At 71.9% G+C, this 22,331-nt stretch carries 23 protein-coding genes and 1 tRNA gene; 9 read left to right on the forward strand and 15 right to left on the reverse strand.

What is annotated here, in order from left to right:
• Window positions 1-39 precede the first annotated feature (39 nt).
• The 10 genes from BM333_RS09945 to BM333_RS09990 form a co-directional block, all read right to left on the reverse strand.
• On the reverse strand, window positions 40-3,663 hold the full coding sequence (locus tag BM333_RS09945; protein WP_092310605.1) for a hydantoinase B/oxoprolinase family protein: 3,624 nt from the start codon (window positions 3,661-3,663) through the stop codon (window positions 40-42).
• Window positions 3,664-3,730: 67 nt separating this feature from the next.
• Window positions 3,731-3,910, reverse strand: a complete 180-nt coding sequence (locus BM333_RS09950) for a hypothetical protein (protein ID WP_092310608.1) — start codon at window positions 3,908-3,910, stop codon at window positions 3,731-3,733.
• 60 nt (window positions 3,911-3,970) lie between these two features.
• Window positions 3,971-4,585, reverse strand: coding sequence for a bifunctional phosphoribosyl-AMP cyclohydrolase/phosphoribosyl-ATP diphosphatase HisIE (hisIE, locus tag BM333_RS09955; protein ID WP_092310611.1), 615 nt, complete (start codon window positions 4,583-4,585; stop codon window positions 3,971-3,973).
• Complete coding sequence (gene hisF / locus BM333_RS09960) at window positions 4,582-5,349, reverse strand: imidazole glycerol phosphate synthase subunit HisF (protein ID WP_092310614.1); 768 nt, start codon at window positions 5,347-5,349, stop codon at window positions 4,582-4,584. Before hisF ends, hisIE begins: the two co-directional genes overlap by 4 nt.
• The gene (hisA, locus tag BM333_RS09965; protein WP_092310617.1) at window positions 5,346-6,071 is read right to left on the reverse strand and encodes a 1-(5-phosphoribosyl)-5-[(5-phosphoribosylamino)methylideneamino]imidazole-4-carboxamide isomerase; all 726 of its coding nucleotides are present in this window, start codon (window positions 6,069-6,071) and stop codon (window positions 5,346-5,348) included. The genes hisF and hisA overlap by 4 nt, the downstream gene beginning before the upstream one ends.
• Window positions 6,068-6,670 carry an imidazole glycerol phosphate synthase subunit HisH gene (gene hisH, locus BM333_RS09970; RefSeq protein ID WP_092310621.1) on the reverse strand — a complete coding sequence of 201 codons (603 nt, stop codon included), beginning with the start codon at window positions 6,668-6,670 and terminating at the stop codon, window positions 6,068-6,070. Before hisH ends, hisA begins: the two co-directional genes overlap by 4 nt.
• Window positions 6,667-8,103: an imidazoleglycerol-phosphate dehydratase HisB gene (hisB, locus tag BM333_RS09975; protein WP_177221857.1), complete on the reverse strand. Its 1,437-nt coding sequence runs from the start codon at window positions 8,101-8,103 to the stop codon at window positions 6,667-6,669. Before hisB ends, hisH begins: the two co-directional genes overlap by 4 nt.
• Complete coding sequence (gene hisD / locus BM333_RS09980) at window positions 8,100-9,407, reverse strand: histidinol dehydrogenase (protein ID WP_092310624.1); 1,308 nt, start codon at window positions 9,405-9,407, stop codon at window positions 8,100-8,102. Before hisD ends, hisB begins: the two co-directional genes overlap by 4 nt.
• On the reverse strand, window positions 9,407-10,288 hold the full coding sequence (gene hisG, locus BM333_RS09985; protein ID WP_092310627.1) for an ATP phosphoribosyltransferase: 882 nt from the start codon (window positions 10,286-10,288) through the stop codon (window positions 9,407-9,409). Before hisG ends, hisD begins: the two co-directional genes overlap by 1 nt.
• Before the next feature lie 9 nt (window positions 10,289-10,297).
• Complete coding sequence (locus BM333_RS09990) at window positions 10,298-10,609, reverse strand: YerC/YecD family TrpR-related protein (RefSeq protein ID WP_092310630.1); 312 nt, start codon at window positions 10,607-10,609, stop codon at window positions 10,298-10,300.
• A 179-nt stretch (window positions 10,610-10,788) separates the two neighbouring features.
• On the opposite strand from BM333_RS09990, the gene BM333_RS09995 reads away from it, so the two are divergent.
• Entirely contained in the window at window positions 10,789-11,256 is a 468-nt protein-coding gene (locus BM333_RS09995) for a hypothetical protein (RefSeq protein ID WP_092310634.1), read from the forward strand.
• A gap of 24 nt (window positions 11,257-11,280) precedes the next feature.
• On the opposite strand, the gene BM333_RS10000 is transcribed toward BM333_RS09995, so the two are convergent.
• Window positions 11,281-12,957, reverse strand: a complete 1,677-nt coding sequence (locus BM333_RS10000) for an alkaline phosphatase family protein (RefSeq protein WP_092310637.1) — start codon at window positions 12,955-12,957, stop codon at window positions 11,281-11,283.
• Window positions 12,958-12,973: 16 nt separating this feature from the next.
• Here BM333_RS10000 and BM333_RS10005 point away from each other — a divergent pair, with 16 nt between their 5' ends.
• The 3 genes from BM333_RS10005 (at window position 12,974) to BM333_RS10015 (ending at window position 15,163) form a co-directional block, all read left to right on the forward strand.
• Complete coding sequence (locus BM333_RS10005; RefSeq protein ID WP_177221858.1) at window positions 12,974-13,780, forward strand: DUF4337 domain-containing protein; 807 nt, start codon at window positions 12,974-12,976, stop codon at window positions 13,778-13,780.
• 14 nt (window positions 13,781-13,794) lie between these two features.
• Complete coding sequence (locus BM333_RS10010; RefSeq protein ID WP_143105805.1) at window positions 13,795-14,187, forward strand: hypothetical protein; 393 nt, start codon at window positions 13,795-13,797, stop codon at window positions 14,185-14,187.
• Between the two features lie 334 nt (window positions 14,188-14,521).
• On the forward strand, window positions 14,522-15,163 hold the full coding sequence (locus BM333_RS10015) for a hypothetical protein (RefSeq protein ID WP_092310643.1): 642 nt from the start codon (window positions 14,522-14,524) through the stop codon (window positions 15,161-15,163).
• A 13-nt stretch (window positions 15,164-15,176) separates the two neighbouring features.
• Here BM333_RS10015 and BM333_RS10020 read toward each other — a convergent pair whose 3' ends face one another.
• A complete protein-coding gene (locus BM333_RS10020) occupies window positions 15,177-15,836 on the reverse strand; it encodes a hypothetical protein (RefSeq protein WP_092310646.1) in 660 nt (219 codons plus the stop codon).
• 68 nt (window positions 15,837-15,904) lie between these two features.
• Window positions 15,905-15,994: transfer RNA gene (locus BM333_RS10025), tRNA-Ser, on the reverse strand.
• A 98-nt stretch (window positions 15,995-16,092) separates the two neighbouring features.
• Between BM333_RS10025 and BM333_RS10030 the strand changes: the two genes are divergently transcribed.
• The 5 genes from BM333_RS10030 to BM333_RS10050 are packed head-to-tail and all read left to right on the forward strand — an operon-like array spanning window position 16,093 to window position 20,166.
• Entirely contained in the window at window positions 16,093-16,935 is an 843-nt protein-coding gene (locus BM333_RS10030) for a septal ring lytic transglycosylase RlpA family protein (RefSeq protein WP_092310649.1), read from the forward strand.
• A 39-nt stretch (window positions 16,936-16,974) separates the two neighbouring features.
• On the forward strand, window positions 16,975-17,601 hold the full coding sequence (gene tmk / locus BM333_RS10035; protein ID WP_092310652.1) for a dTMP kinase: 627 nt from the start codon (window positions 16,975-16,977) through the stop codon (window positions 17,599-17,601).
• Window positions 17,598-18,578: a DNA polymerase III subunit delta' gene (locus tag BM333_RS10040; protein WP_092310766.1), complete on the forward strand. Its 981-nt coding sequence runs from the start codon at window positions 17,598-17,600 to the stop codon at window positions 18,576-18,578. The genes tmk and BM333_RS10040 overlap by 4 nt, the downstream gene beginning before the upstream one ends.
• Complete coding sequence (locus tag BM333_RS10045; protein WP_092310654.1) at window positions 18,575-19,363, forward strand: TatD family hydrolase; 789 nt, start codon at window positions 18,575-18,577, stop codon at window positions 19,361-19,363. The genes BM333_RS10040 and BM333_RS10045 overlap by 4 nt, the downstream gene beginning before the upstream one ends.
• Window positions 19,360-20,166 carry an MBL fold metallo-hydrolase gene (locus BM333_RS10050; RefSeq protein WP_092310657.1) on the forward strand — a complete coding sequence of 269 codons (807 nt, stop codon included), beginning with the start codon at window positions 19,360-19,362 and terminating at the stop codon, window positions 20,164-20,166. The genes BM333_RS10045 and BM333_RS10050 overlap by 4 nt, the downstream gene beginning before the upstream one ends.
• On the opposite strand, the gene BM333_RS10055 is transcribed toward BM333_RS10050, so the two are convergent.
• Both BM333_RS10055 and hemB read right to left on the reverse strand, forming a co-directional pair.
• Window positions 20,111-21,130 carry an AI-2E family transporter gene (locus BM333_RS10055; RefSeq protein WP_092310660.1) on the reverse strand — a complete coding sequence of 340 codons (1,020 nt, stop codon included), beginning with the start codon at window positions 21,128-21,130 and terminating at the stop codon, window positions 20,111-20,113. The genes BM333_RS10050 and BM333_RS10055 overlap by 56 nt on opposite strands.
• Before the next feature lie 154 nt (window positions 21,131-21,284).
• On the reverse strand, window positions 21,285-22,286 hold the full coding sequence (hemB, locus tag BM333_RS10060) for a porphobilinogen synthase (RefSeq protein ID WP_092310663.1): 1,002 nt from the start codon (window positions 22,284-22,286) through the stop codon (window positions 21,285-21,287).
• Window positions 22,287-22,331: the final 45 nt, after the last annotated feature.

The following is a 22,331-nucleotide window of genomic DNA, read 5'->3' on the forward strand; positions in this document are numbered from 1 at the left end:
GGCGCGAGAGTTGCGCCGTTCGCCGCCGCCGGAAAGCCCTCAGGGCCTCCCGAACCCTCCGCCGCCCGGCGTTTCGATCACGAACACGTCGCCCGAGGCCATCTCGACCTCGGCGGTCGAGCCCAATGTCTCCGTGGAGCCGTCCGCCCGGTCGATCCGGTTGACGCCCGGAGCGCCCGGGGCGCCGCCATCCACGCCGAAGGGCGGGACGCGACGGCGGTTGGACAGGATCGCCGCCGTCATCGGCTCAAGAAAGCGCACCCGCCGCACCGCTCCGTCCCCCCCGCGATGGCGACCGGCGCCGCCCGAGCCGCGGCGGATTGAGAATTCCTCGAGCAGGACCGGGAAGCGGGTCTCCAGCACCTCGGGGTCGGTCAGCCGGCTGTTGGTCATGTGGGTCTGCACCGCGGATGTCCCGTCGAAGTCCGGGCCGGCGCCCGAGCCGCCGGCGATGGTCTCGTAGTACTGCCGGGTCGCGTCGCCGAAGGTGAAGTTGTTCATCGTTCCCTGACTGCCCGCCAGCACGCCGAGCGCGCCGTAGAGGGCGTCGACGACGGCCTGGCTGGTCTCGACGTTCCCCGCCACCACCGCCGCCGGGTAGCGCGGGTTGAGCATCGAGCCTTCCGGCACGATCAGCCGGATGGGCTTGAGGCAGCCTTCGTTCAGGGGGATGGCGTGGTCGACGAGGGTGCGGAACACGTAGAGGGCGGCGGCCCGCGTGATCGACAGCGGGGCGTTGAAGTTGTTCGGCCGCTGGTCGCTGGTGCCGGTGAAGTCGACCACCGCGCCGCGGGTCGCCGGATCCACATCGATGCGCACGCGGATGACCGCTCCGTCGTCCATCTCCAAGGCGAAGGAACCGGGCTTCAGCGCCGCGATGGCGCGGCGCACGGCCTCCTCGGCGTTGGCCTGGACGTGGCCCATGTAGGCCTCGATCGCGGGGCGGCCGAACTCCCCGACCATGCGCGCCAGCTCGTCGGCTCCACGGGCGCAGGCCGCGATCTGGGCCTTCAGGTCGGCGAGGTTCTGATCGACGTTGCGCGACGGGTGGGGGCCGGAGGCGAACAGGGCCCGCGTCTCCGCCTCGCGCAACGCGCCGGCGTCGACCAGAAGGAAGTCGTCGATCAGGACGCCCTCGTCCTCGACCGTGCGGGAGCCGGGCGGCATCGAGCCCGGCGTGATCCCGCCGATGTCGGCGTGGTGACCGCGCGCCGCGAGGAAGAAGGCGGGCGAGACGTCGCCGTCGAGGAAGACCGGCAGGATGACGGTGATGTCGGGCAGATGGGTGCCGCCGTTGTAGGGGGCGTTCAGCATGTAGACGTCGCCGGGCTTCATGCCCCGGCCGTCGGCGGCGTCGCCGCGGGAGCGGATCACCGTGCGGATGCTCTCGCCCATGGAGCCGAGGTGCACCGGGATGTGCGGGGCGTTGGCGATCAGCGCTCCGCCCGCGTCGAACACGGCGCAGCTGAAGTCGAGCCGCTCCTTGATGTTGACCGAGTAGGCGGTGGCCCTCAGCGCCTCGCCCATCTGTTCGGCGCAGGCCATGAAGCGGCTGTTGAACACCTCGAGCAGGATCGGATCGACCTCGGTCCCGACGGCCGTCCGGGCGGGCAGGGGCGTGACGCGTTCGAGGATCAGGTTCAGCGCCGGGTCCACCGTCGCCCGCCAGCCGGGCTCGACCACGGTGGTGCCGGTGTCCTCCAGCACCACCGCAGGGCCGTCGATGGTCGCGCCGGGGGCGAGCTGTTCGCGCCGCCAGACCGGCGCTTCCCGGCGCTCTCCCGCCATCCAGACCGGGATCGCGCCCAGAGCCGCGGCTGTTCCGTCGGCGGCGAAGCCGGGTGCTTCCGCGACGCGATGCGACACTCCTGCCGCCTCGACCTCCAGCGTTTCGACCACGAGGCCCTTGCCCTCGGCAAAGAAGCCGAAGCGCCTCCGGTGCAAGGTCTCGAAGTCGGAGCGCATCGCCTCGGCCGATCCGAACGGCACCGTGAGAGGCGTGTCGGAGCCGGCGAACTTCACCTCCGCCCGCGCGGAGACGCCGGTCTGGTCGTCGGCGAAGCCCTGGGCCGTCAGTTCCGCCCGCGCCTCGGCCGCAAGCCCCGCGATCCGGTCGGCCATCTCCGCGTCGCGGGAGGGCTCCAGCGGCAGGGCGGCGGTGGCCTGGCGGATCGCCCGCACCTCGGCCAGGCCCATGCCGTAGGCCGAGAGCACCCCGGCGAAGGGGTGCAGCATGACTTTCGTCATGCCAAGGGCGTCCGCGACGAGGCAGGCATGCTGGCCGCCGGCGCCGCCGAAGCAGTTCAGCACATAGCGGGTGACGTCGTAGCCGCGCTGGATGGAGATCGACTTGATCGCCTCGGCCATGTTCTGCACGGCGATGGTGACGAAGCCCTCCGCCAGCGCCTCCGGCGAGGTTTCCCGCCCGGTCGCCCTGGTCACCTCCGCCGCCAGCGCCTCGAAGGCCGCACGCACCGCGCCGGCGTCGAGGGGCTGGTCGGCGTCGGGCCCGAAGACCGTCGGGAAGAACTCGGGCTTCAGCTTGCCGAGCATGACGTTGCAGTCGGTGACCGTCAGCGGGCCGCCGCGCCGGTAGGCGAGGGGGCCGGGAACGGCGCCGGCGGACTCGGGGCCGACCCGGAGGCGCGCCCCGTCGAAGCGGCAGATGGATCCGCCGCCGGCCGCCACGGTGTGGATCGACAACATCGGCGCGCGCAGCCGCACCCCGGCGACGACGGCGTCGGCGGTGCGCTCGTACTCTCCGGCGAAGTGCGAGACGTCGGTCGAGGTGCCGCCCATGTCGAAGCCGATGACCCGGTCGAAGCCCGCGACGCGGGCGGTCTCGGCCATGCCGACCACGCCGCCCGCCGGACCCGAGAGGATGGCGTCCTTGCCGCGGAACGCGTCCGCCGCGGTCAGGCCGCCGCTCGATTGCATGAACAGCAGCGGCGTCGCCTCACCCAGTTCGCCAGCGACGTGGTGGACGTAGGCGCGCAACACCGGCGACAGGTAGGCGTCGGCGACGGTGGTGTCGCCGCGGCCGATCAGCTTGATCAGCGCGCCGACCTCGTGGCTGACCGAGACCTGGCTGAAGCCGATCTCGGAGGCGATCGCCGCCACCTGCCGTTCGTGCTCCGGATAGCGCCAGCCATGTACCAGGACGATGGCCACGGCGCGGAAGCCGGCGCCGAACGCCGTCTGCAATACCCGCCTCGTCCCCAAGATATCCAAAGACCTGTCCACGGCCCCATCGGCGCGGACCCGTTCGTCAATCTCAACGACCCGATCATAGAGTTGGTCTTGTAGTCGGATGTGGCGCGCGAACAGGTCGGGCCGGCTTTGCCAGCCTATCCTCAGGGCGTCGCCGAAGCCGCGGGTGATCGCCAGCGCGGTGGGCTGGCCCTTGCGCTCGAGCAGGGCGTTGGTGGCGACGGTGGTGCCCATGCGCACGCCGTCGACGAGGCCGGCGGGCAGGGGACCGGCGCCTGCGCCAAGCACGCGCCGCACCCCTTCGACCGCCGCGTCGGCGTATTGCTCGGGGTTGTCGGACAGCAGTTTGGCGGTGCTCAGGCGGCCGTCCGGCGCGCGCGCCACCACGTCGGTGAAGGTGCCGCCGCGATCGATCCAGAAGCGCCAGCCGGGAGCGGCGGGGGCTGGCGGCATGACGAGTCTCCGGCGAGGCTAACCAGGCGCCAGCCTAGCGCCGGCCGTTTCCGCCCCGCAACCCGACCTATGGCCCGCCAGCCACCGAGCCGGCGACCGCCATCGCCAGCGCCTCCAGATCCACAGGACCGTCGATGCGCACGCGCCCGGGCGTCCCTTCGCTCAGCCGCAGGGCGCCGTCCGCCTCGGCGGCCTGGCGCTGGAGTTCCGTCCGCAAGGCGTCGACGATCTGCGCTTCCATATCCATGCCGGGACAACCGCCCATCCATGCCGGGACAACCGCCCGGGCCCGGTGCGGTTCCGCGGCTCAGCCCCCGGCCGTCGCCCGCGCATCCAGCACATCGAGCACCGCCTGCAGGGGCAGGCCGCGCGCGCGCAGCAGCACCAGCAGGTGGTAGAGCAGGTCCGCCGCTTCGGAGGCCAGCTCCTCGTCAGGCCCGGCGGCGCCCGCCAGCGCCGTCTCAACGCCCTCCTCGCCGACCTTCTGGGCCGCCCGCTTGGGGCCCTCGGCCAGAAGGCGCGCGGTCCAGCTGGTCGCCGGGTCGGCCGCGGCGCGGGCCGCGATGGTCGCCTCCAGTCGCGCCAGCCGGCCGAGCCCCGGCGCATCTTCGGCGCCGAAGCAGCTGGTGCTTCCGAGGTGGCAGGCGGGGCCTCGAGGACGCACCTTCAGCACAAGGGCGTCCGCGTCGCAGTCGGGCATGATCGAGACCACGTCGAGCCGATTTCCGGAGGTCTCGCCCTTGCGCCAGCGCCCGCCGCGCGAGCGCGAAAAGAAGGTCGCCTCGCGCGACGCCACGGTCTCCTCCAGCGCCGCCCGGTCCATGTAAGCGAGCGTCAGCACCTGCAGGGTGGCGGCGTCCTGCACCACGACAGGGACGAGGCCGCCGCCCTTGGCGAAATCCACGCCGTCGATGTCGATCATGGCCGCACCTCGATCCCGGCGACCGCGAGGGCCGCCTTCAGTTCCGGAATGGCCAGCGCCCCCGAGTGGAACACGCTGGCCGCCAGCGCGCCCGAGACGTCGGCCTGCTCGAACACCTCGCGGAAGTGCCGGGCCTCGCCGGCGCCGCCCGACGCCACCAGGGGAACGGTCAGCCGCGCCCGCGCCGCCTTCAGCTGCTCCAGGTCGTATCCGCGCCGGACGCCGTCCTCGTCCATGCAGTTCAGGACGATCTCGCCGGCGCCCAGGTCCTGCGCCTCGACGATCCAGTCCAGCGTTCGCCGGCCCGCGGCCCCGCTGCGCGACGGATCGCCCGTGTACTGATGCACCATCCAGTCGTCGCCGCTGCGTCGGGAATCGACGCCGACGACCACGCTCTGGCCGCCGAACCGTCCGGCCAGCTCGCCGACCAGCTCGGGCCGCTGCAGCGCCGGGGTGTTTACCGACACTTTGTCCGCCCCGCTGTCGAGGCAGCGGCCGGCCTGCTCGACGGTGCGGATGCCGCCGGCGACGCAGAACGGTATGTCCAGCAGCCGCGCGATGTCGCGCACCCAGCCGTAGTCGAGCGTTCGCCCCTCGGGGCTGGCGGTGATGTCGTAGAAGACGAGCTCGTCGGCCCCGGCGTCGCGATAGCGGGCCGCCAGCTCGGCGGCGTCGCCCATGTCGACGTGACCCTCGAAGCGGACGCCCTTGACCACCCGGCCGTCCTTGACGTCGAGACAGGGAATGATGCGACGCGCTGTCATGCGGCCAGGGCCTGCTCGAGCGAGAAGCGCCCCTCGTACAGCGCCCGGCCGACGATGGCCCCGGCGCAGCCGAGGCGCCGGGCCGCGGCGAGGTCGTCCAGCGTGGCGACGCCGCCGGACGCCTGCACCGCCAGGTCGGGCCGCCGCGCCACGATCTGCGCCAGCAGGTCGAGGTTGGGGCCGGTCAGGGCGCCGTCGCGGCCGACGTCGGTGACCAGCAGGTGATGTGCGGTCCCCGGCGGGTAGCGATCGAGCGCCGCCCAGAGGTCGACCTCGGCGGCCTCCGTCCAGCCCTTGAGGGCGGGGACGTAGCGGTCGCCGTCGGCCTTCACGTCGATCGCGAGGGTGATCCGCTCCGCGCCGAAGTCGGCCAGCCACCCCGCCACCGTTTCCGGATCGGTCACGGCCAGCGAACCCACCACCACGCGGCTGACCCCGGCCTCCAGCAGCGCCTCCACGTCGCTCCGGGAGCGCACCCCGCCGCCCGACTGGATGCGGACGTCGACGGCGCGCGTCAATTCGCCGATCAGCGCGTGTTGCCGGGCCTGTCCTGCCTCGGCTCCGTCCAGATCGACGATGTGGACCCACGCCGCGCCGGCGGCGGCGAACGCGGCCAGACGGGCGGCCGGCTGCTCGTCATAGTTGGTCACCTGGTCGAACCGCCCATGCATCAGCCGCACGCAGACGCCGTACTTCAGGTCGATGGCGGGATAGACGGTCACGCGGGCAGCTCCAGAAAGTTGCGCAGGATGCGGGCGCCCGTCCCGGACGAGCGTTCGGGGTGAAACTGGCATCCCCAGCGGTTCGCCATACGCACCGCCGCCGGGACCGGATCGCCGTAGTCGGCGCGGGCGAGCGTCGTGGGCCCGTCCGGACAGACGAAGCTGTGCACGAAATAGGCCCAGCTCTCATCGCCGAGGCCTTCCAGCAGCGGGTCGTCGCGCATGATCTCCAGCCGCGACCAGCCCATGTGCGGCACGGTGCGGCCGGGGCCGGCCTGCAGGCGTCGGACCTCTCCGGGGATCAGGCCCAGCAACGGGGCGCCGCCGCCTTCCTCGCTGGTCTCGAACAGCAGCTGCTGACCGAGGCAGACGCCGAGCAGGGGGCGGGTGAAGGCGCGGATCGACTCGATCAGGCCCAGCTCGCCAAGCCGGGCCATGGCGTAGCCCGCGGCTCCGACGCCGGGCAGGATCAGCCGTTCGGCGGCGGCGACCGCCTCCGCCGTGTCGACCAGATGCACGCGGGCGCCCAGCCGTTCGAGAGCGAAGCTCACCGAGGCGAGATTGCCGGCGCCGTAGGAGAGGACCGCGACCTCGCTCACAGCACCCCCTTGGTGCTGGGCACCGCCTCGCCCTCGACGCGGATCGCCTGGCGCAGGGCGCGGCCGAAGGCCTTGTAGACCGCCTCGGTCTTGTGGTGGTCGTCGTCGCCCGTCACGGAGACGTGGATGGCTGCGCCGAGGTGCTCGGCCAGCGAGCGGAACACGTGGGCCGTCAGGTCGGTGCGGTAGTCGCCGATGAAGGGCGTGGCGAAGTTTCCGTCGAACACCGGAAATGGCCGTCCAGACAGATCGATCGACACCTTCGCTTCGGCCTCGTCCATGGGCAGGACGAAGCCGTAACGAGCGATGCCGCGACGTTCGCCGAGGGCCTGCCTCAGAGCCTGGCCCAGAGCGATGGCGCAGTCCTCGATGGTGTGGTGGGGATCGGTGTGCAGATCGCCCTCGCAGGCCAGCCGCAGCGAAAAGCCGCCGTGGGCCGCCACCTGCTCCAGCATGTGGTCGAAGAAGCCGACGCCGGTGGCGATGCGCACCGGCCCGGCCGCGTCGAGGTCGACGGCGCAGACGATCCGCGTCTCCTTCGTGTCGCGCACCGCCTCTCCGGTGCGGTTCGGACGGGCCGCGGCAGGGGCGAGGCGCAGCGCCGTCAGCAGGCGATCGTTCACCGCCGTCTTCGCCGCCACCGGCAGGCGAAGACGGTCGCCGTCCCGGTCAGCCGGCACGCCGAGCCGGGCGAGATCGGCCAGCGTCGCGTCGATGTCCTGAGGATGCACGAGCAGAGTCGGGCCTTCGCCGGGCTCGACCGGCATCCGTATCGCCAGCGCCGACGCGAGCCGGGCGCGTTCCCGCCTGACCGCGGCGATCCGCTCGGCGGTTTCGATCATCCGGGAAGGGTCCAACGCCTGCAGCGCCATCCGCGCCGAGGGCGTCGGCAGGGCGTGCGGCTCCATCACCGCCGCCAGCCGCGCCAGCGCCTCCGGCCAGCCCAGCGCCGCGCCCACTCGGGCGCCCGCCAGACCGTACGCCAGCGACAGGCTGCGCAGCACGACCAGGTTGGGCTGGTCGGCGATCACCGTGGCCGCCGAGGCAGCGTCTTCGAACTCGATGGGGCCCTCGTCGACGACGAGCAGGGCGGGGGCGACGCGGGCGGCCGTACCCGCCAACGTCTCCGGCGAAGCCCCGCCGCGCACGACCACGGCGGCGACGCCGGCGCCCGCCGGAGGGCTGGGGTAGAGGTCGGTCAGGGCGAGATAGGGCTGCGCCTCCGGCGCCTCGACCGCCAGACCGGCGCGCGCCGCCATGCGCCAGACCAGCTCGAGCCCGTGGGTCACGCCGCGCACCGGCAGCACGCTGTCGGCCGGCACGCCGTAGACCTCGGCCATGCGCGCCGACAGGGCCGCCGGCCCCGCCGGGTAGCGTTCCAGACCGTCGCCGGCGGCGACGAGCGGCGGGAAGGGCGCGGGCAGGGGGCTCATGATCCGGTCCTCAGATCGGCGGCGCGGGCGTGGGCCTCCAGCCCCTCCATGCGGGCGAGGCGCGCCGCCGCCGGAGCCAGCTGCGCCGCCCCCGCCTCGGTGACGGACTGGACCGACATCCAGGTCATGAAGCTGGCGGTGCAAATGCCGCCCAGGGTCCGGGCGGCCCCGTCGGTCGGCAGCACGTGGCTCGGTCCCGCGGCATAGTCGCCCAGCGTCTCGGCGGCCCAGCGGCCGACGAACACGGCTCCAGCCGCCTCGATGCCGGGCAGCAGCGCCTCGGCGTCGACGGTCTGGATCGACAGGTGCTCGGGCCCGTAGGCGTTGGCCGCCTCGCGGGCCCCGGCGAGATCGCGTACGCGTATGACGCGGCCCTGCGCCAGCGAGGCGCGGGCGACATCGGCGCGGGGCAGGGTCTCCAGCTGGCGCTCGACCTCGTCGAGCGTCGCCTCGATCAGGCCGCGACTGTCGGAGACCAGCAGCACCTGGGCGTCGGCGTCGTGCTCGGCTTGGCTGAGCAGGTCGGCGGCGACGATCTCCGGATCGGCGTCGCGATCGGCGATCACCATCAGCTCCGAGGGACCGGCGGGCATGTCGACGGCCGGCCCCCCTGACAGGGCGGTCGCCTGCTTCTTGGCTTCGGCCACCCAGGCGTTGCCCGGGCCGAACAGCTTGTCGACGGGCTCGATCTCGCCGTCATCCAAGACGGCGCCGAAGGTCAGGGCGGCGATAGCCTGGGCGCCGCCGACCAGCCACAGGGCCTCCAGCCCGGCCTCGGCCGCGGCGGCGATCATCGCCGGATGCGGTTCGCCGTCGCGCGGGGGCGGGGTCACGGCGACGCGGCGCCTCACCCCGGCCACCGCCGCGGGAATGGCCTGCATGAGGAGCGAGGAGAACAGGGGGGCTGTGCCGCCGGGCACGTAGAGGCCGGCCGAACGGATCGGCCGCCAGGCGAGGCGGGAGCGCACCCCGGGCGTGGTCTCGATCCACGGCGAGTCCCCGGGGCGGGTCGCCTCGTGGAAGACGCGCACGTTCTCGGCGGCGATCCGCAGGGCCCGGGTGGCGGAGGGCGGCAGGGCGGCGCGGGCGGCCGCCTCGACCTCCGGGGTGATGGCGATGCGGCGGGGCGGCGCGCCGTCGAGTTTCAGGCTCCATTCGGTGACGGCGGTTCCGCCGCGGGCCTGCACGTCCTCAAGGATGGCCCGCACCCCGTCGACCACGGCCGGGTCGCCCCGACGGGCGGGGCGGGCGAGGGCGGCTTCGCGCCCGGTTGCGTCCAGCGAGCTCCAGTCGATCAGGCGCATCACATCATCTTCTCGATGGGCAGGACGAGAATGGCGGAAGCGCCGGCCGCCTTGAGCCGTTCCAGCGTCTCCCAGAACACCGCTTCCTGGCACACGGCGTGCACCGCCACGGCGTCGTCGCGGCCCGAAAGCGGCATGACCGTCGGGGCTCCGGCGCCGGGCAGGATGGCGGCGATCTCGTCCAGGGCGCTGCGCGGGGCGTTCAGCATCACGTACTTCGCCCCCTGCGAGGCGACCACGCCGGCCATGCGCTCGACGATGCTGTCCAGCAGTTCGGCCAGCGCCGGCTCGGGCGCCGTCGGGGCCCGGATCAGAACGGCCTGGCTGTCCAGCACGGTGTCGCGCGCCGCTAGCCCGTTGGCCTCCAGGGTGGCGCCGGTGGAGACCAGGTCGCAGATGGCCTGGGCCAGCTTCAGCCGCGGGGCCACCTCGACCGCGCCGCGCATGGTGACGATGTCCGCCTGCACGCCTTCCGCCTCGAGCCAGCGGCGGAGGACGCGCGGATACGAGGTCGCGACGCGCAGGCCCTGCAGCGAAGCCGGGCCGGCATAGTCCAGGGCGGGGGGCGCGGCGATCTTCAGGGTGCAGCGACCGAAGCCGAGGGGCATGACGACCTCCGCCATCGGTCCGCCGTTGCGGCCCTCCTCAAGCACGTTCTCTCCCACAATGCCGAGGTCGCAGACGCCGTCGGCGACGAAGGTCGGGATGTCGTCGTCGCGCACCCGCAGCAGGTCGATGGGGTAGTTCTCGACCCGGTAGAGCAGGTCATTGTTGCCCTTGACGACGCGCAGTCCGGCGTCGCGGACGAGGTCGAGGCTGCGCTCGGCCAGGCGGCCGGACTTCTGGACGGCGATGCGAAGCCGCCCCTGTACTGTGCTCATGGCGGAAACTCAGGCTTTCAGGCGATCCAGCACCAGGCGGTAGCCCTGGTGCGGCATCTCTTTGAGGAAGCGGGCGACGCGGACGACGGTGGTCGGACTGGCGTGCGCCTCGGCGGCGATCTCGCGGTAGGAGCGGCCGCCCGCATGAAGCAGCCGCGCCACCTGCCACCGTTCGGTGAAGGCCCGCAGCTCCGCCGGGGTGCAGAGATCGGTCAGGAAGGCGTCAACTTCCTCACGGGACCTGAGTGCAAGAATCGCATCGTAAAGGGCGACCCGGTTGCGGGCGGTCGCGTCGGCTCCGGGGGGATAGGGTGCGGACATAGCTGTTCCAATATGCTGTAACGTTGGAACGTGCAAGCCCGGAAGAGGTGGGCTCGGCGGGCTCGCGACGCCGATCGTTGTTCTCCGTCGCATGCCCCGTGCGGCGCCGTTCGCTTGACGGTTGTGGTTTTCGGCGCGAGAGATTCCCGATCCGGCGCTTGTGCCGGGGGGGAACCATCATGAAGTCCATCGTTTGCGGCCTCGCCCTCGCGGCCGCCGTCCTGTCTCCGGCCGTCGCCCACGCCCAGAATGCCGGCCTGACCGCCAACTTCGGTGAGATTCGCCTGAACGCCGGCTTCACGCCGGACCCGTATCGCGTCTCGATCACCGCGGGCGGCTCAATCGACGCCTACACCGACACGGACCTGCCCGGCGCCTGCGTCGGGAACATCAGCGCCGCGCCGGACTTCGAGGTGACCTACAGCGCCGGCGGCCTGCCGCTGGTGTTCCGCACCCGCTCCTCGACCGACACCACCCTGATCATCAACGGGCCCGACGGCCGCTGGTACTGCGATGACGACAGCTGGGGCGACGGCGACGCCGAGGTGCGCTTCAACCGTCCGCAGAGCGGGACCTACGACGTCTGGGTCGGCACCTTCGGCGGCGGCACGGCCGCGGCCACGCTGCTGATCACCGAAACGCCGTAAGACGAACCCCGCGGGACCGGCCCATCAGCGGTCGGTCCCCGCCCCTTCGCCGGCGCAGGGCCGCGCCAGCGGGGCGAGGCCGAGGCACCGGCCGTCCAGATCGGGCGGCGCCGCCAGGCCGGCGGCGTGGGCCAGGGTCGGGGCGATGTCCACGGTCCGCACCGGCAGGGTGCGCTCCTGACCCGTCTGTCCGCGGGTCCAGAAGACGATAGGCACCCGGCGGTCGTAGTCCCATGGGGTGCCATGGCCGGCGACATAGCCGCCTGCCGCTCCCGGGAACGGCGTCATGCCGGGCTCCAGGGCGAAGATCACGTCGGCCGAGCGGACGGGCGAGGTGCTCAGAGCGATCCGTTCGCGCAACCCGAGCAGGTCGGGATGAATGTTCCGCGCCGCCGAAGGCGTGGCGAGCAGTTCGTCGATCGTGAAGGCGTCGATCACGCCCGGCTCCACACGCAGCATGCCCGCCACGGCCGACGCGACCTCCCGCCGCAGCTGATCCGGGACGGTCCCGTCGTCGCCCATGACATAGATGTTGGACCCGTCGGCCTTCAGCGCATCGAAGCCGAGGTGGAAGCGGTCGCGCACGGCCGCGTTCAGCCGGGCCATCACACCGGGATCCATGCGGCCGGCCTCGGGATAGCCGCGAGCCTCGAGCCGTTCCGCGAAGTCGGATCCCCCGTGGTCCGCAGTGAGCACCACCAGCGTCTCCGGAACCTCGCTCAAGGCCTCGACCAGCCGGCCAAGGGCGGCGTCCATACGCAGCAACTGCTGGCACATCTCGGGCCCTTGAGAGCCATAGCGGTGCGCGATCCGGTCGGTGCCCGAGAGGCTGACGCCCAGCAGATCCGTCGCGGAACCCCGGCCAAGCCCCTGATCCCGCAACAGGGCGATGGCGGCCTCGACGGTCAATTCGTCAAGCACCGGCGAGGTGTCGACCACCAGTCGCTGCGGCGGCACGGTGGAATGCAGGACCCCGTCTCCGATCGGCCAGTCCCCGGCGAGGGCGGCGCAGCGGCCAGACATCGGCTCCCAAAGCGCGGGCCGCGTCTCCATCCGGGCCTGCAACGTCGCATTCAGCGCGCTCACCGGTCGCAGCCGGTCTGCGGCCTCTTCTCCAGGCCGGAGATAGGTGGTGAAACCGAAACCGTCCGCCCACCAGAACGTCCCGTCAGCGTGCGACCCGGCCAGGTTGATGGCGCCCCGATCCTTGCCCGAGACGGCGAACACGCGGCTTCCGGGGCTCGCCGCCTTCAGCCAGTCGCCGAAGCCGCTGGCGCGCAGGTTGTCCGGGCCGACCGGGCCGTTCTCGCCCTGACCGCCGTCGGCCAGGCGGTTCTCCGGGGCCGCCAGGCAGTAAATCTCCTCGCCGGTGGCGCGGTCGAGCCAGTCGTTTGCGGCGATGCCGGTCCGGTTCGGATGCACCCCGGTCAGCACCGTCGAGTGGCCCGGGCAGGTCTCCGTCATGCCGTGGGTCTGGTAGCCGTTGGCGTAGACCACCCCCTCGTCCGCGAGCCTGCGCAAACCGCCGGTGAAGACCGGCCGGTACTGGTTGAACAGGTCGCTGCCGAACTGGTCGATGACGATCGTGACCACCAGGCGCGGGTGACGGAGCTCGCCTTCCGGTTGGGGCGTTGCATGGGCCGTCGCCGCCGGCGCACACAGCATGAGGGCGCAGGCGGCCGCCTTACAACGAGTTCTCATCTCTTCCCCCGGGATAATGCGCGACGCCAAGGCTTTTCGACGCAATGAAATTTCTCTCCCACAGTCCGTCCTAGGGGACCGTCCGCGCCGACTCAAGGCGGCCGAGCCGCCGTCCGCAATACAACGAATGCTTGATTTCGGCCGCGGGGGCGGCGAGGCTACGCGGGAGAACCGGCCGGGGGGCGAGATGGATTCGGGGGACGCAGCGGACCTTATTTCGGAGCTCGCCGAGGAGAAGGCCGAGCACGCAGACGCTGACCGCTTCAGAAGTCGGGCCGCCCTTCTGATCGCCATGCTGGCGGCGATCCTGGCGATCGGCGGAATGGGCGGCGGAAACGCCACCGACGACATGATCGCCAGCAACATCGGCGCGAGCGACACCTGGGCCTTTTTCCAAGCCAAGAACATACGCCAGACCGCCTACGAAATCGCCGCCGAGGACATCGAGACGGCCTTGCTGGCGGAGGACCTCTCGGCGGCCGAGCGCCAGCGACTCGAGGATCGCAAGGCCGCCTATGTCGCGACCGTCGCCCGCTACGACAACGAGCCCGACCCTGCGGCTCCCGACGATCCGCTGCGCGGCGAAGGCAAGAAGCAGATCAGCGCCCGGGCCCAGAATTTCGAGGCCCAGTTCGAGGCGGCGTCCCGACGGGACAACAATTTCGACCTCGCCGAGGTTTGTCTGCAGTTGGCGCTGGTGCTCGGTTCCGTGGCCATCCTGGCGCTCAATCGTCCGGTCCTGATTGCGTCTGCGGTTCTCGGCGGCCTCGGGACCTTGCTGACGCTCAACGGCTTCCTGTTGCTCGCGCCTTTGCCCTTTTGACCGACGGAGCCTCCATGCCCGCTCCCGCGAAGCTTCGCATGATCTTCACGGCCGGACTGCTGGGCCTCGCCGTGGCAGGCTGTCTCGAGCCCGAGGTCGACCGCCTCGAAGATCCGGTGGAGAAGGCCGCCTACCATTGCCGGTATGTGCTGGAGCGGGGCATCGCCACGCCGGCGCAACTGCGCGCCGACGGCGTCCTGCGACGCCGAATCGCCACTTTCGCGGAGCCCGTGATGGAGCGGAACGGCGATGTCGTCCGGTTCTCGTGGGCGGCCGGGGCGATCGCCGAGGATGACGGCTCGGGCAGCCACGGCGGCGACTGCGTCATGGACCTCACCGACGGCCAGCAGTTGGTCGTCAGCGCCACCCTCGACGGCCAGCCGCTTCATGCCGGCTTCCGGTTCTGAGGCAGGCGGCCCCCGGCGCGTAAACCTCTGTCTCGGCGGGGTCGCAGCAGACGGTCACGGGCGCGCCCTGGAGGAACTCGCCGCCGACGTCGGCGCCCTTGGTTGCTTGGTCAACGTCCGGCCAGCGGTCCGGCAGATGAGTGGACGACTGCGGAGTGTCGCCAGCCTCCGACTCCGACTGCGCCACCACGCGGTCGACTCACCCGGGAGCGCTCGCGCTCAGCGATCCCGGGCGCCGATCCTCCAGCGCAACAAGGATGAAAACCATCATGGCGACGGCGGCCAGGACGCCGATCCCGGCGCGGGAATCGCCAGCGGACGGTATGCTCGCCCCATGGTCGCCCTCGCCGCCCTGTTTCGCCGCCGCCATGATATCGCGTCCGCTCCGCTGGGAACTCGCGACGTGCGGCTGCTCGACGGACCGCAAGCGCGGCGGCTGGCCGAGGCCGCGGCCGTTCTGGCGGCTATGGACCAGGCGGTGCAGGCGCTCTCCGAGCTCCACGCGCGCAGCCGGCGGCCGGCGCCGGATCCGAGGGGGCCGGAGGCGCTTGTCGAGATCGCCCTCCTGCGTCACGGCGTGGTCCAGTTCGTCGACTGTTTCGAGGAGGCGCGCCGGCTCGGGCTGGCGGGCGAAGCCGACGCCGCCGGTCCGTCGGGGAGCCTGACCTTCTACCGTCATCTTTGCGCCTTCCGGGACGAGCTCATGGGACCCAATGCGCGGCTGGTGGGCCAGACCGAGGCGGTGGCCCTGTTGCGCCATGTCGGGGATCGACCGCTGCTTGCCGGCGTGGCCACGCGCACGCGCCGACCGGACCGGCTCACGTCGGCCGAGCTGGCGCAGATGCTTGCCTTCGTCCGCCGGGCGCGGACGGCCTGCGCCGAGCGGCTGGAGCACATGCGGGCGGCCATGCTTGATCACCTTCGGGCGTTCTCCACCGAGCAGCTCGACAGCCTCCCGGCGGCGCCCGACCCGTGAGCGCCACATCGCGTCAGGCGCCGCCGACCTCCAGTTCCGTCATGCGAAGCCGTCCGGCGGCGGCGGCGGCGGCGAAGCTGGTCCCGCAGTTGATTGAACCGCGCGAGACAGCTTCGAACCGGATGCGGGCTTCATAGGCTTCCATGCTGTCCGGCGGCGCCTCGGCCAGGCGCCTGAGCGCGGTCAGACCCAGCTGCTTCTCCACCATGCTGCGCTGGCAGGCCTCACGCGCCTGCCCGAGCATGACCGCGACGCCATCGCGGGCGGAGACCGGAATGGCGACCTCCCCGACCTCGGCGGAGGCGCGCCTGCAACGTTCCCGGACGGCCTGCAAGGCCGCATCACCAGGGAAGTGACCGTGGGTGCGCCACGCCAGCTGCACGCCATCCACGGCGCTGTTGCATGCAGCCATGGCGTATTTCACCTGGCTCCAGACGTGATCGAACTCCGTCTGGCTGAGATTCCGCGGCTGCGGCTCGGGGAGAGGCTCGGCAGCGTGCGGGCGGGCGACGAGGCGCGGCGGTCGCCATTCCGGGGACAGGGCCGGGACGGCCAGCGGACGGTCTGGCAGGCACAGGGCCAGCCCCGTGGCCAGCAGACATGCGAGGGACCGCAGGCGGCTGCGTTCCGGGCGTGCGCGGTACGTGCTGGCGCGGTTTCTCCTGACGGCCATCACGACCCCCGGCGGTGGCGACGCTCCATCTTAGCACGGATCACCGGGCGAAGACGACGTCGCCGTGCTGGCGGACAGGGTGGGATTCGAACCCACGGTGGGCTTGCACCCACGGCGGTTTTCAAGACCGCTGCCTTAAACCACTCGGCCACCTGTCCGCGCCGCACAGGGCGGAGAGGCCGCATAGCGCATAAGCCTGCTGTTAACCAAAGCGGAAATCTTGCCTGCGATCCTTCCGTTCATCCGGAGCTGGGGCATGGCGACCAAACTTCTCAAGGGACTTCTCGCAGCGCTGTTGCTGTCGCTGGTCGCGGCGTGCGCCAGCGGGCCGCGCGGGGCCGGTGTCGGCGGGGTTCCGGTGGTGACGGATCCCGCGCCGATCGTCTCGGGCACCATGCGCCCGTACCAGATCCGCGGCCGCTGGTATCGACCGGAGGAGCAGCCGGACTACGACGAGACCGGCCTCGCGTCCTGGTACGGAGACCAGTTCCACGGTCGGCCCACCGCCACCGGCGAGCGCTTCGACATGAACGCCCTGACCGCCGCCCACAAGACGCTGCCACTCCCGGGGCTGGTGGAGGTCACCAACCTGGCCAATGGCCGGCGGGTGGTGCTGCGCGTCAACGACCGGGGGCCGTTCGTGGACGGTCGCATCATCGACCTGTCGAGAGGCGCCGCCGACGCCCTCGACCTGCGCCGCGCCGGCGTCGGCGAGGTGAGGGTGCGCTATCTCGGGCGCGCCCCGAGGCTCGGCGGCGGAACCGTGCTGCAGCAGGCGGAGGCTCGAGCCGCGCCGGGGCCTGTTCCCTACGCCCAGGTGGCCGGCACGCCCACACCCGTCCCGTCGCCGGCGCCGGGCGCGTCCGCGCCAGCCGCGCCGCGCGGCGGGGTCTGGGTTCAGGCGGGGACCTGGGCCGATGCACGCGCCGCACGTCGCGCCGCCGACCACCTCGGCGGAAGCGCCACGGTGGACATCGTCGGGCCGGGCGCCTGGCGGGTGCTGGTGGGACCGTGGCCGGACGCCGACGCGGCCGAGCGCTCGCGGCGCGCCGTGATGTCGCGAGGTTATCCCGAGGCCACCGCGGTCTCCGGCGTCTGAACCCCTTGCGAAGCGGGCCGGCGTCGCCATTGTGCGCCCGTGACCCAAGGCAGATTCATCACCTTCGAAGGCGGCGAGGGAACGGGCAAGTCGACCCAGGTGGCGCGTCTGGTGGATCGCCTGCGCGCCCGCGATCTCGAGGTGCTGCAGACCCGCGAGCCGGGCGGTTCCGACGGTGCGGAGGAGATTCGCAACCTCGCGCTCAACGGCGACGCCGGACGGTGGTCGCCGATGACGGAAACCCTCCTGATGTTCGCGGCTCGCTCGGATCATCTGGAGCGCACCATCCGACCCGCCCTGGCCGTCGGGCGGTGGGTGGTGTGTGATCGCTTCGCCGATTCCAGCCGCGCCTACCAGGGCGCCGGCGGCGGGGTCGCGGCCGCCTTCATCGAGATGCTGGACGCGGCCGTCGTCGACGCTACGCAGCCTGACCTGACCCTGGTCTTCGATCTGCCCGTGGAGGTCGGCCTGGAGCGGGCCTTCGGTCGCGGCCTGTTCGAGACCCGTTTCGAATCCAAAGGTCTGGCCTTCCACGAGCGTCTTCGGCAGGGGTTTCGCGAGATCGCCGCCGCTCATCCCGAGCGCTGCGTGATCATCGACGCCGACGGCGATCCGGAGACGGTGGCTGCGCGGGTATGGGCGGCCGTCGCGGAGCGGCTGCTGTGAGCGAGCATCCGCGCGACCGTTTCGACCTGGTCCCGGATGCGGCGGCCGAGGCCGCCTTCCTCGACGCGCAGCGCAAGGGCCGGCTGCACCACGCCTGGCTGCTGTGCGGCGTGGAGGGCTCGGGCAAGGCGACCTTCGCCTACCGCGCCGCCCGCCGACTGCTGGGCGCGGCCCCCGATCCGTCCCGCGGCCTGCTCGGAACCAGCCCGTCCGACCCGGTGGCGCGGCTGATCTCCGCCCAGGCCCACCCCGACCTGCTGGTGCTGGAGCGTGCGGTGGAAGGTGGCAAGACGAAGAAGTCGATCTCCGTCGACCAGGCCCGCGAACTGCCGGAGTTCTTCTCGAAGAGCCCGTCGCAGGCCCAGGCGCGGGTCGCCATCATCGACGCCGCCGACGATCTGAACCTTAACGCCGCCAATGCCTTGCTGAAGGTTCTTGAAGAGCCGCCCGAGCGCGGCGTGCTGTTCCTCGTCACCCATGCGCCGGGCCGGCTGCTGGCCACCATCCGCTCGCGCTGCCGACGCCTGGCCTTCCCCGTCTGGCCGGTCCATGCGCTGGAGGAACTGGTGCGCAATCGCACCGGCGTGTCGTCGGCCGAGGCGGCCCGCATCGCCGCCATGGCCGCCGGCTCGCCGGGGCAGGCGTTGGCGCTGGCCTCGGGCGCGACGCTGGAGGCCGACCAGCTGGCCCAGGCCTGGGTCGCGGCCGACAGCCTCGACCGGGCGGAGGCCATGGCGGTGGCCGACAAATTCCGCGGCGCCGAGGGGCAGGCGCGGTTCGAAGTGCTGATGGACCGGCTGACCGCGGCGGTGAAGGTGCGTGCGCTGGAGGAAGGAGCGGCGGGCGCCCGCTGGGCCGAGCTGTGGAGCCGCCTGTCCGAGCTGCCGGACCGGGCCGCGGCCATCAACCTCGACCGTGGCGACGTGCTGGCCGGCGCGCTCGCCGACCTGCAACGCACCAAGGCGGGCCGCGCATGATCATCGACAGCCACGTCAACCTGCACGCACCGCAGTTCGACGAGGATCGCGACGCCGTGATCGCCCGGGCCCGCGCGGCCGGGGTGGGCCTGATGGTCGAGATATCCGACCGGCTGGCGACCTTCGAGGCGACGCACAGTCTGGCCATGGCCCACGACGACATCTGGTGCACGGTCGGCGTCCATCCGCACGAGGCGCGGCACTACGAAGACCTGGCCGCCGACCGGCTGACCGAGCTGGCGGCGCGCCCGAAGGTGGTCGGCATCGGCGAGTGCGGGCTCGACTTCCACTACGATCTCAGCCCCCGCGATGTGCAGGCGGCGGTGTTCCGCCAGCACATCGAGGCCGCGCGCCGCACCGGCCTGCCGCTTGTGGTCCACACTCGCGAAGCCGACGAGGTCATGGCCGCCATCCTCGAGGAGGAGCAGGCGGCGGCGACATTCCGCTTTCTCATGCACTGCTACACATCCGGACCGCGACTGGCGGAAAAGGCCGCGGAACTCGGCGCGTGGTTCTCGGTCTCGGGCATCGCCACCTTCAAAGCGGCGACGGAAGTGCGGGAGATCGTGGCGGCCATGCCCGCCGACCGCATCATCGTCGAGACCGACTGCCCCTATCTGGCCCCCGTGCCCCACCGCGGACGGCGCAACGAGCCGGCCTACGTCGGCCACGTGCTCGACAAGCTGGCCGAGATCCGCGGCTGGTCCCGCGCCGAGGCCGAAGCCCGCACCACCGACGCCTTCTTCGCCCTGTTCGACAGCATTCCACGGCCGGAGGGCGCATGACGGCGGCGGCGGGCGAGCTGGAGGTCGTCGTCCTCGGCTGCGGCTCGTCCGGCGGGGTGCCGCGCGGCGACGGCGACTGGGGTCTCTGCGACCCGGCCGAGCCGAAGAACCGCCGTCTGCGTTGCTCGCTACTGGTCCGTCGGCACGGGCTCGACGGCGTGACCAGCGTGCTGATCGACACCTCGCCCGACCTGCGCCAGCAGATGCTGGCGGCGCAGGTCCGCCATGTCGACGCCGTGCTCTACACCCACGACCACGCCGACCAGACCCACGGTCTCGACGACCTGCGCGTCTTCGCCATGCACGCCCGCCGGCGCATCCCGGCTTTCATGGACGGACCGACCCGCGCCGCCCTGACCGGGCGCTTCGGCTACATCTTCGAGAGCGTCAACGGCTACCCGGCCATCCTCGAGGCCCGTCCGCTGCCGCCTCACGGCGAGGCCTGGTCGATCGACGGCCCGGGGGGCGCGGTTCCCGTCGTCGCTTTCGACCAGGGGCATGGGCCGATCCGCTCGGTCGGCTACCGGCTGGGGCCGTTCGCCTATTCGCCGGATGTCTCCGATCTCGACGGGACCGCGTTGGCGGCGCTGCGCGGCTGTCAGCTGTGGATCGTCGACGCCCTGCGCTGGACGCCGCACCCGACCCACGCCCACCTCGATCGCACCCTCGAATGGATCGCCCGCGCCGGGGTGGAGCGGGCCGTGCTGACAAACCTGCATCTCGACATGGATTACAGCGCCGTGTCGGCTATTCTTCCGGCGAACGTCGAGGTCGCCTGGGACGGCTTGACGATGCGGCCCTGACCGCCCTGACCGGCGGTGTCGCGACTTCGCCCGGCACCGAAATGTCCTCGCCCAGCGTCTTGCGCAGGTAGAGCAGCCGGACGTTGACGAACAGGACGACCAGCAGCGGCGCCGCCACCAGCACCCCGGCGAATCCGAACAGGGCGCCGAATGCGAGGATGCCGAACATGGTCAGCACCGGCGGCAACTCCACGGCGCGCTTCTGGATGAAAGGGTAGATGAGGTTGCCCTCGACCTGCTGCACAATCACGTAGACCAGCAGGGTCCAGCCCATCAGCTCCCAGCCGCCCTGGGCCGCCAGTAGCAGGCCGGGAATGGCCCCGGCGATCGCCCCCACGATCGCCACGAAGGCCAGCAGGCCGGCGATCAGCCCCAACGCCAGCGGCGAGGGCAGACCGATCAGGGCCACGCCGACGCCGGTCAGCACCCCGACCACGACCATGTCCACCAGTTGGCCCGTCAGCCAGGCTTTGAGGGCCCGGCCCGTGGTGTCGGCGGCTTCGCGCACGGTGGTGCGCCGCGCTGGCGGGAACAGCACCACCACCCCGTCGCGGTAGGTGCGTGGACTGGCGGCCAGGAAGACGCCGGCGACGACGAGGAGAACCAGGCTGGTGATCACCCCCAGGGTGGTCAGGGCGTAGCCGCCGACGCGGCCAACGATGCCGCCCACCAGGCCTGAGCCGTCCAGCCGCGTGATCTGTTCGCCGAACGGCCAGGAGGCCACCATCGACTGCAGCTCCGCCGCCGAGGAGGGGAGGCTGGACACGAGCTCGCGGGTCTGGCTGGCGATCACCGAGCCGAACAGCCAGACCGCCGCCGAGAGCAGGGCCACCACCGTCAGGGCCGCGATGACCACGGCCGCGCCGTCCGGAACCGGCGTCCGTTCGGCGATCGGATCGGCGATGGTGCGCAGCAGCACCGCGACGATCACTGCGCCGAAGGCCAGCAGCAGGGGCCCGCTCAGCTGTCAGATCAGCCAGAGCGCGGCCAGCGCGGCGAGGACCAGTGCGGTCCGGCGCAGGAACAGGCGGTTGTCGTCACGAGACCCGGAGGAAACCATCCATGCCAAACTGCAGGGAACGGCCGAGGTTCAATGTCGGCGGCGGCGATGACAGGAGTCAGGCCAGCAGCCGCGCCGCCTGCGGGGCGAAGTAGCTCAGCACGCCCGCGCAGCCGGCGCGCTTGAAGGCGTGCAGGCTCTCAAGGATGCCCCGCTCCTCGTCCAGCCAGCCGTTGGCCATGGCCGCCCGCATCATCGCGTACTCGCCCGACACCTGGTAGGCGAAGGTCGGCACGCGGAAGGTCTCGGACACCCGCCGCACGATGTCGAGGTACAGCATGCCCGGCTTGACCATCACCGCGTCGGCGCCCTCGGCGATGTCCATGGCCACCTCGCGCAGCGCCTCATCGGAGTTGGCGTAGTCCATCTGATAGGTCTTCTTGTCGCCGCTCAGCGCCTTGGCCGACCCGACGGCGTCGCGATACGGCCCGTAGAAGGCCGAGGCGTATTTGGCGGCGTAGGAGAGGATCAGCACGTCCTGCAGGCCGTTGGCCTCCAGCGCCTCCCGGATCGCCTGCACCCGCCCGTCCATCATGTCCGAGGGCGCGACCACGTCGGCGCCCGCGTGGGCGTGGATGAAGGCCTGCTCGGCCAGCCGCTCGAGCGTCGCGTCGTTGACGATGCGGCCGTCCTCCAGCACCCCGTCGTGGCCGTGGTCGGTGAAGCAGTCCAGCGCCACGTCGGTCATGACCCCGACCTCCGGCGCCGCGTCCTTGATGGCCTTGATGCAGTCGGGGATCAGCCCGTCCGGATCGGTCGCGCCCGTGCCGACGCCGTCCTTGATCGCCGCGTCGACGTTGGGGAACAGCGCCACCATGGGGATGCCGAGGTCGCGGGCCTCGACGGCCGCGGTCGCCGCCGCCTTCGGCGACAGCCGGAACACACCGGGCATCGACGCCACCGGTATGCGCTCCTCCGCGCCGTCGTGGACGATTAGCGGCCAGACCAGGTCGGCCGGGGTCAGGGTCGTCTCCGCCACCAGCCGGCGCACCCACGGCGCGCTGCGCAGCCGGCGGGGCCGGGCGTAGGGGAAGGCGGCGGGGGCGAAGGGCGTGCTCATGGCCGGGCTTATAGACGAAGCCCGCGGCGCGGGGAGAGGGTTCAG

This window comes from Brevundimonas viscosa (assembly GCF_900116065.1).
GTDB classification, from domain to species: Bacteria; Pseudomonadota; Alphaproteobacteria; order Caulobacterales; family Caulobacteraceae; genus Brevundimonas; species Brevundimonas viscosa.

Bases quoted from the DNA above. Each gene is read 5' to 3' on its own strand.
- BM333_RS09945 (WP_092310605.1), bottom strand. From the start codon at position 3,663: ATGCCGCCAGCCCCCGCCGCTCCCGGCTGGCGCTTCTGGATCGATCGC.
- BM333_RS09950 (WP_092310608.1), bottom strand. From the start codon at position 3,910: ATGGATATGGAAGCGCAGATCGTCGACGCCTTGCGGACGGAACTCCAG.
- hisIE (WP_092310611.1), bottom strand. From the start codon at position 4,585: ATGATCGACATCGACGGCGTGGATTTCGCCAAGGGCGGCGGCCTCGTC.
- hisF (WP_092310614.1), bottom strand. From the start codon at position 5,349: ATGACAGCGCGTCGCATCATTCCCTGTCTCGACGTCAAGGACGGCCGG.
- hisB (WP_177221857.1), bottom strand. From the start codon at position 8,103: ATGAGCCCCCTGCCCGCGCCCTTCCCGCCGCTCGTCGCCGCCGGCGAC.
- hisD (WP_092310624.1), bottom strand. From the start codon at position 9,407: ATGCGCCTGATCGACTGGAGCTCGCTGGACGCAACCGGGCGCGAAGCC.
- hisG (WP_092310627.1), bottom strand. From the start codon at position 10,288: ATGAGCACAGTACAGGGGCGGCTTCGCATCGCCGTCCAGAAGTCCGGC.
- BM333_RS09990 (WP_092310630.1), bottom strand. From the start codon at position 10,609: ATGTCCGCACCCTATCCCCCCGGAGCCGACGCGACCGCCCGCAACCGG.
- BM333_RS09995 (WP_092310634.1), top strand. From the start codon at position 10,789: ATGAAGTCCATCGTTTGCGGCCTCGCCCTCGCGGCCGCCGTCCTGTCT.
- BM333_RS10000 (WP_092310637.1), bottom strand. From the start codon at position 12,957: ATGAGAACTCGTTGTAAGGCGGCCGCCTGCGCCCTCATGCTGTGTGCG.
- BM333_RS10005 (WP_177221858.1), top strand. From the start codon at position 12,974: ATGCGCGACGCCAAGGCTTTTCGACGCAATGAAATTTCTCTCCCACAG.
- BM333_RS10010 (WP_143105805.1), top strand. From the start codon at position 13,795: ATGCCCGCTCCCGCGAAGCTTCGCATGATCTTCACGGCCGGACTGCTG.
- BM333_RS10015 (WP_092310643.1), top strand. From the start codon at position 14,522: ATGGTCGCCCTCGCCGCCCTGTTTCGCCGCCGCCATGATATCGCGTCC.
- BM333_RS10020 (WP_092310646.1), bottom strand. From the start codon at position 15,836: ATGGCCGTCAGGAGAAACCGCGCCAGCACGTACCGCGCACGCCCGGAA.
- BM333_RS10030 (WP_092310649.1), top strand. From the start codon at position 16,093: ATGGCGACCAAACTTCTCAAGGGACTTCTCGCAGCGCTGTTGCTGTCG.
- BM333_RS10045 (WP_092310654.1), top strand. From the start codon at position 18,575: ATGATCATCGACAGCCACGTCAACCTGCACGCACCGCAGTTCGACGAG.
- BM333_RS10050 (WP_092310657.1), top strand. From the start codon at position 19,360: ATGACGGCGGCGGCGGGCGAGCTGGAGGTCGTCGTCCTCGGCTGCGGC.
- hemB (WP_092310663.1), bottom strand. From the start codon at position 22,286: ATGAGCACGCCCTTCGCCCCCGCCGCCTTCCCCTACGCCCGGCCCCGC.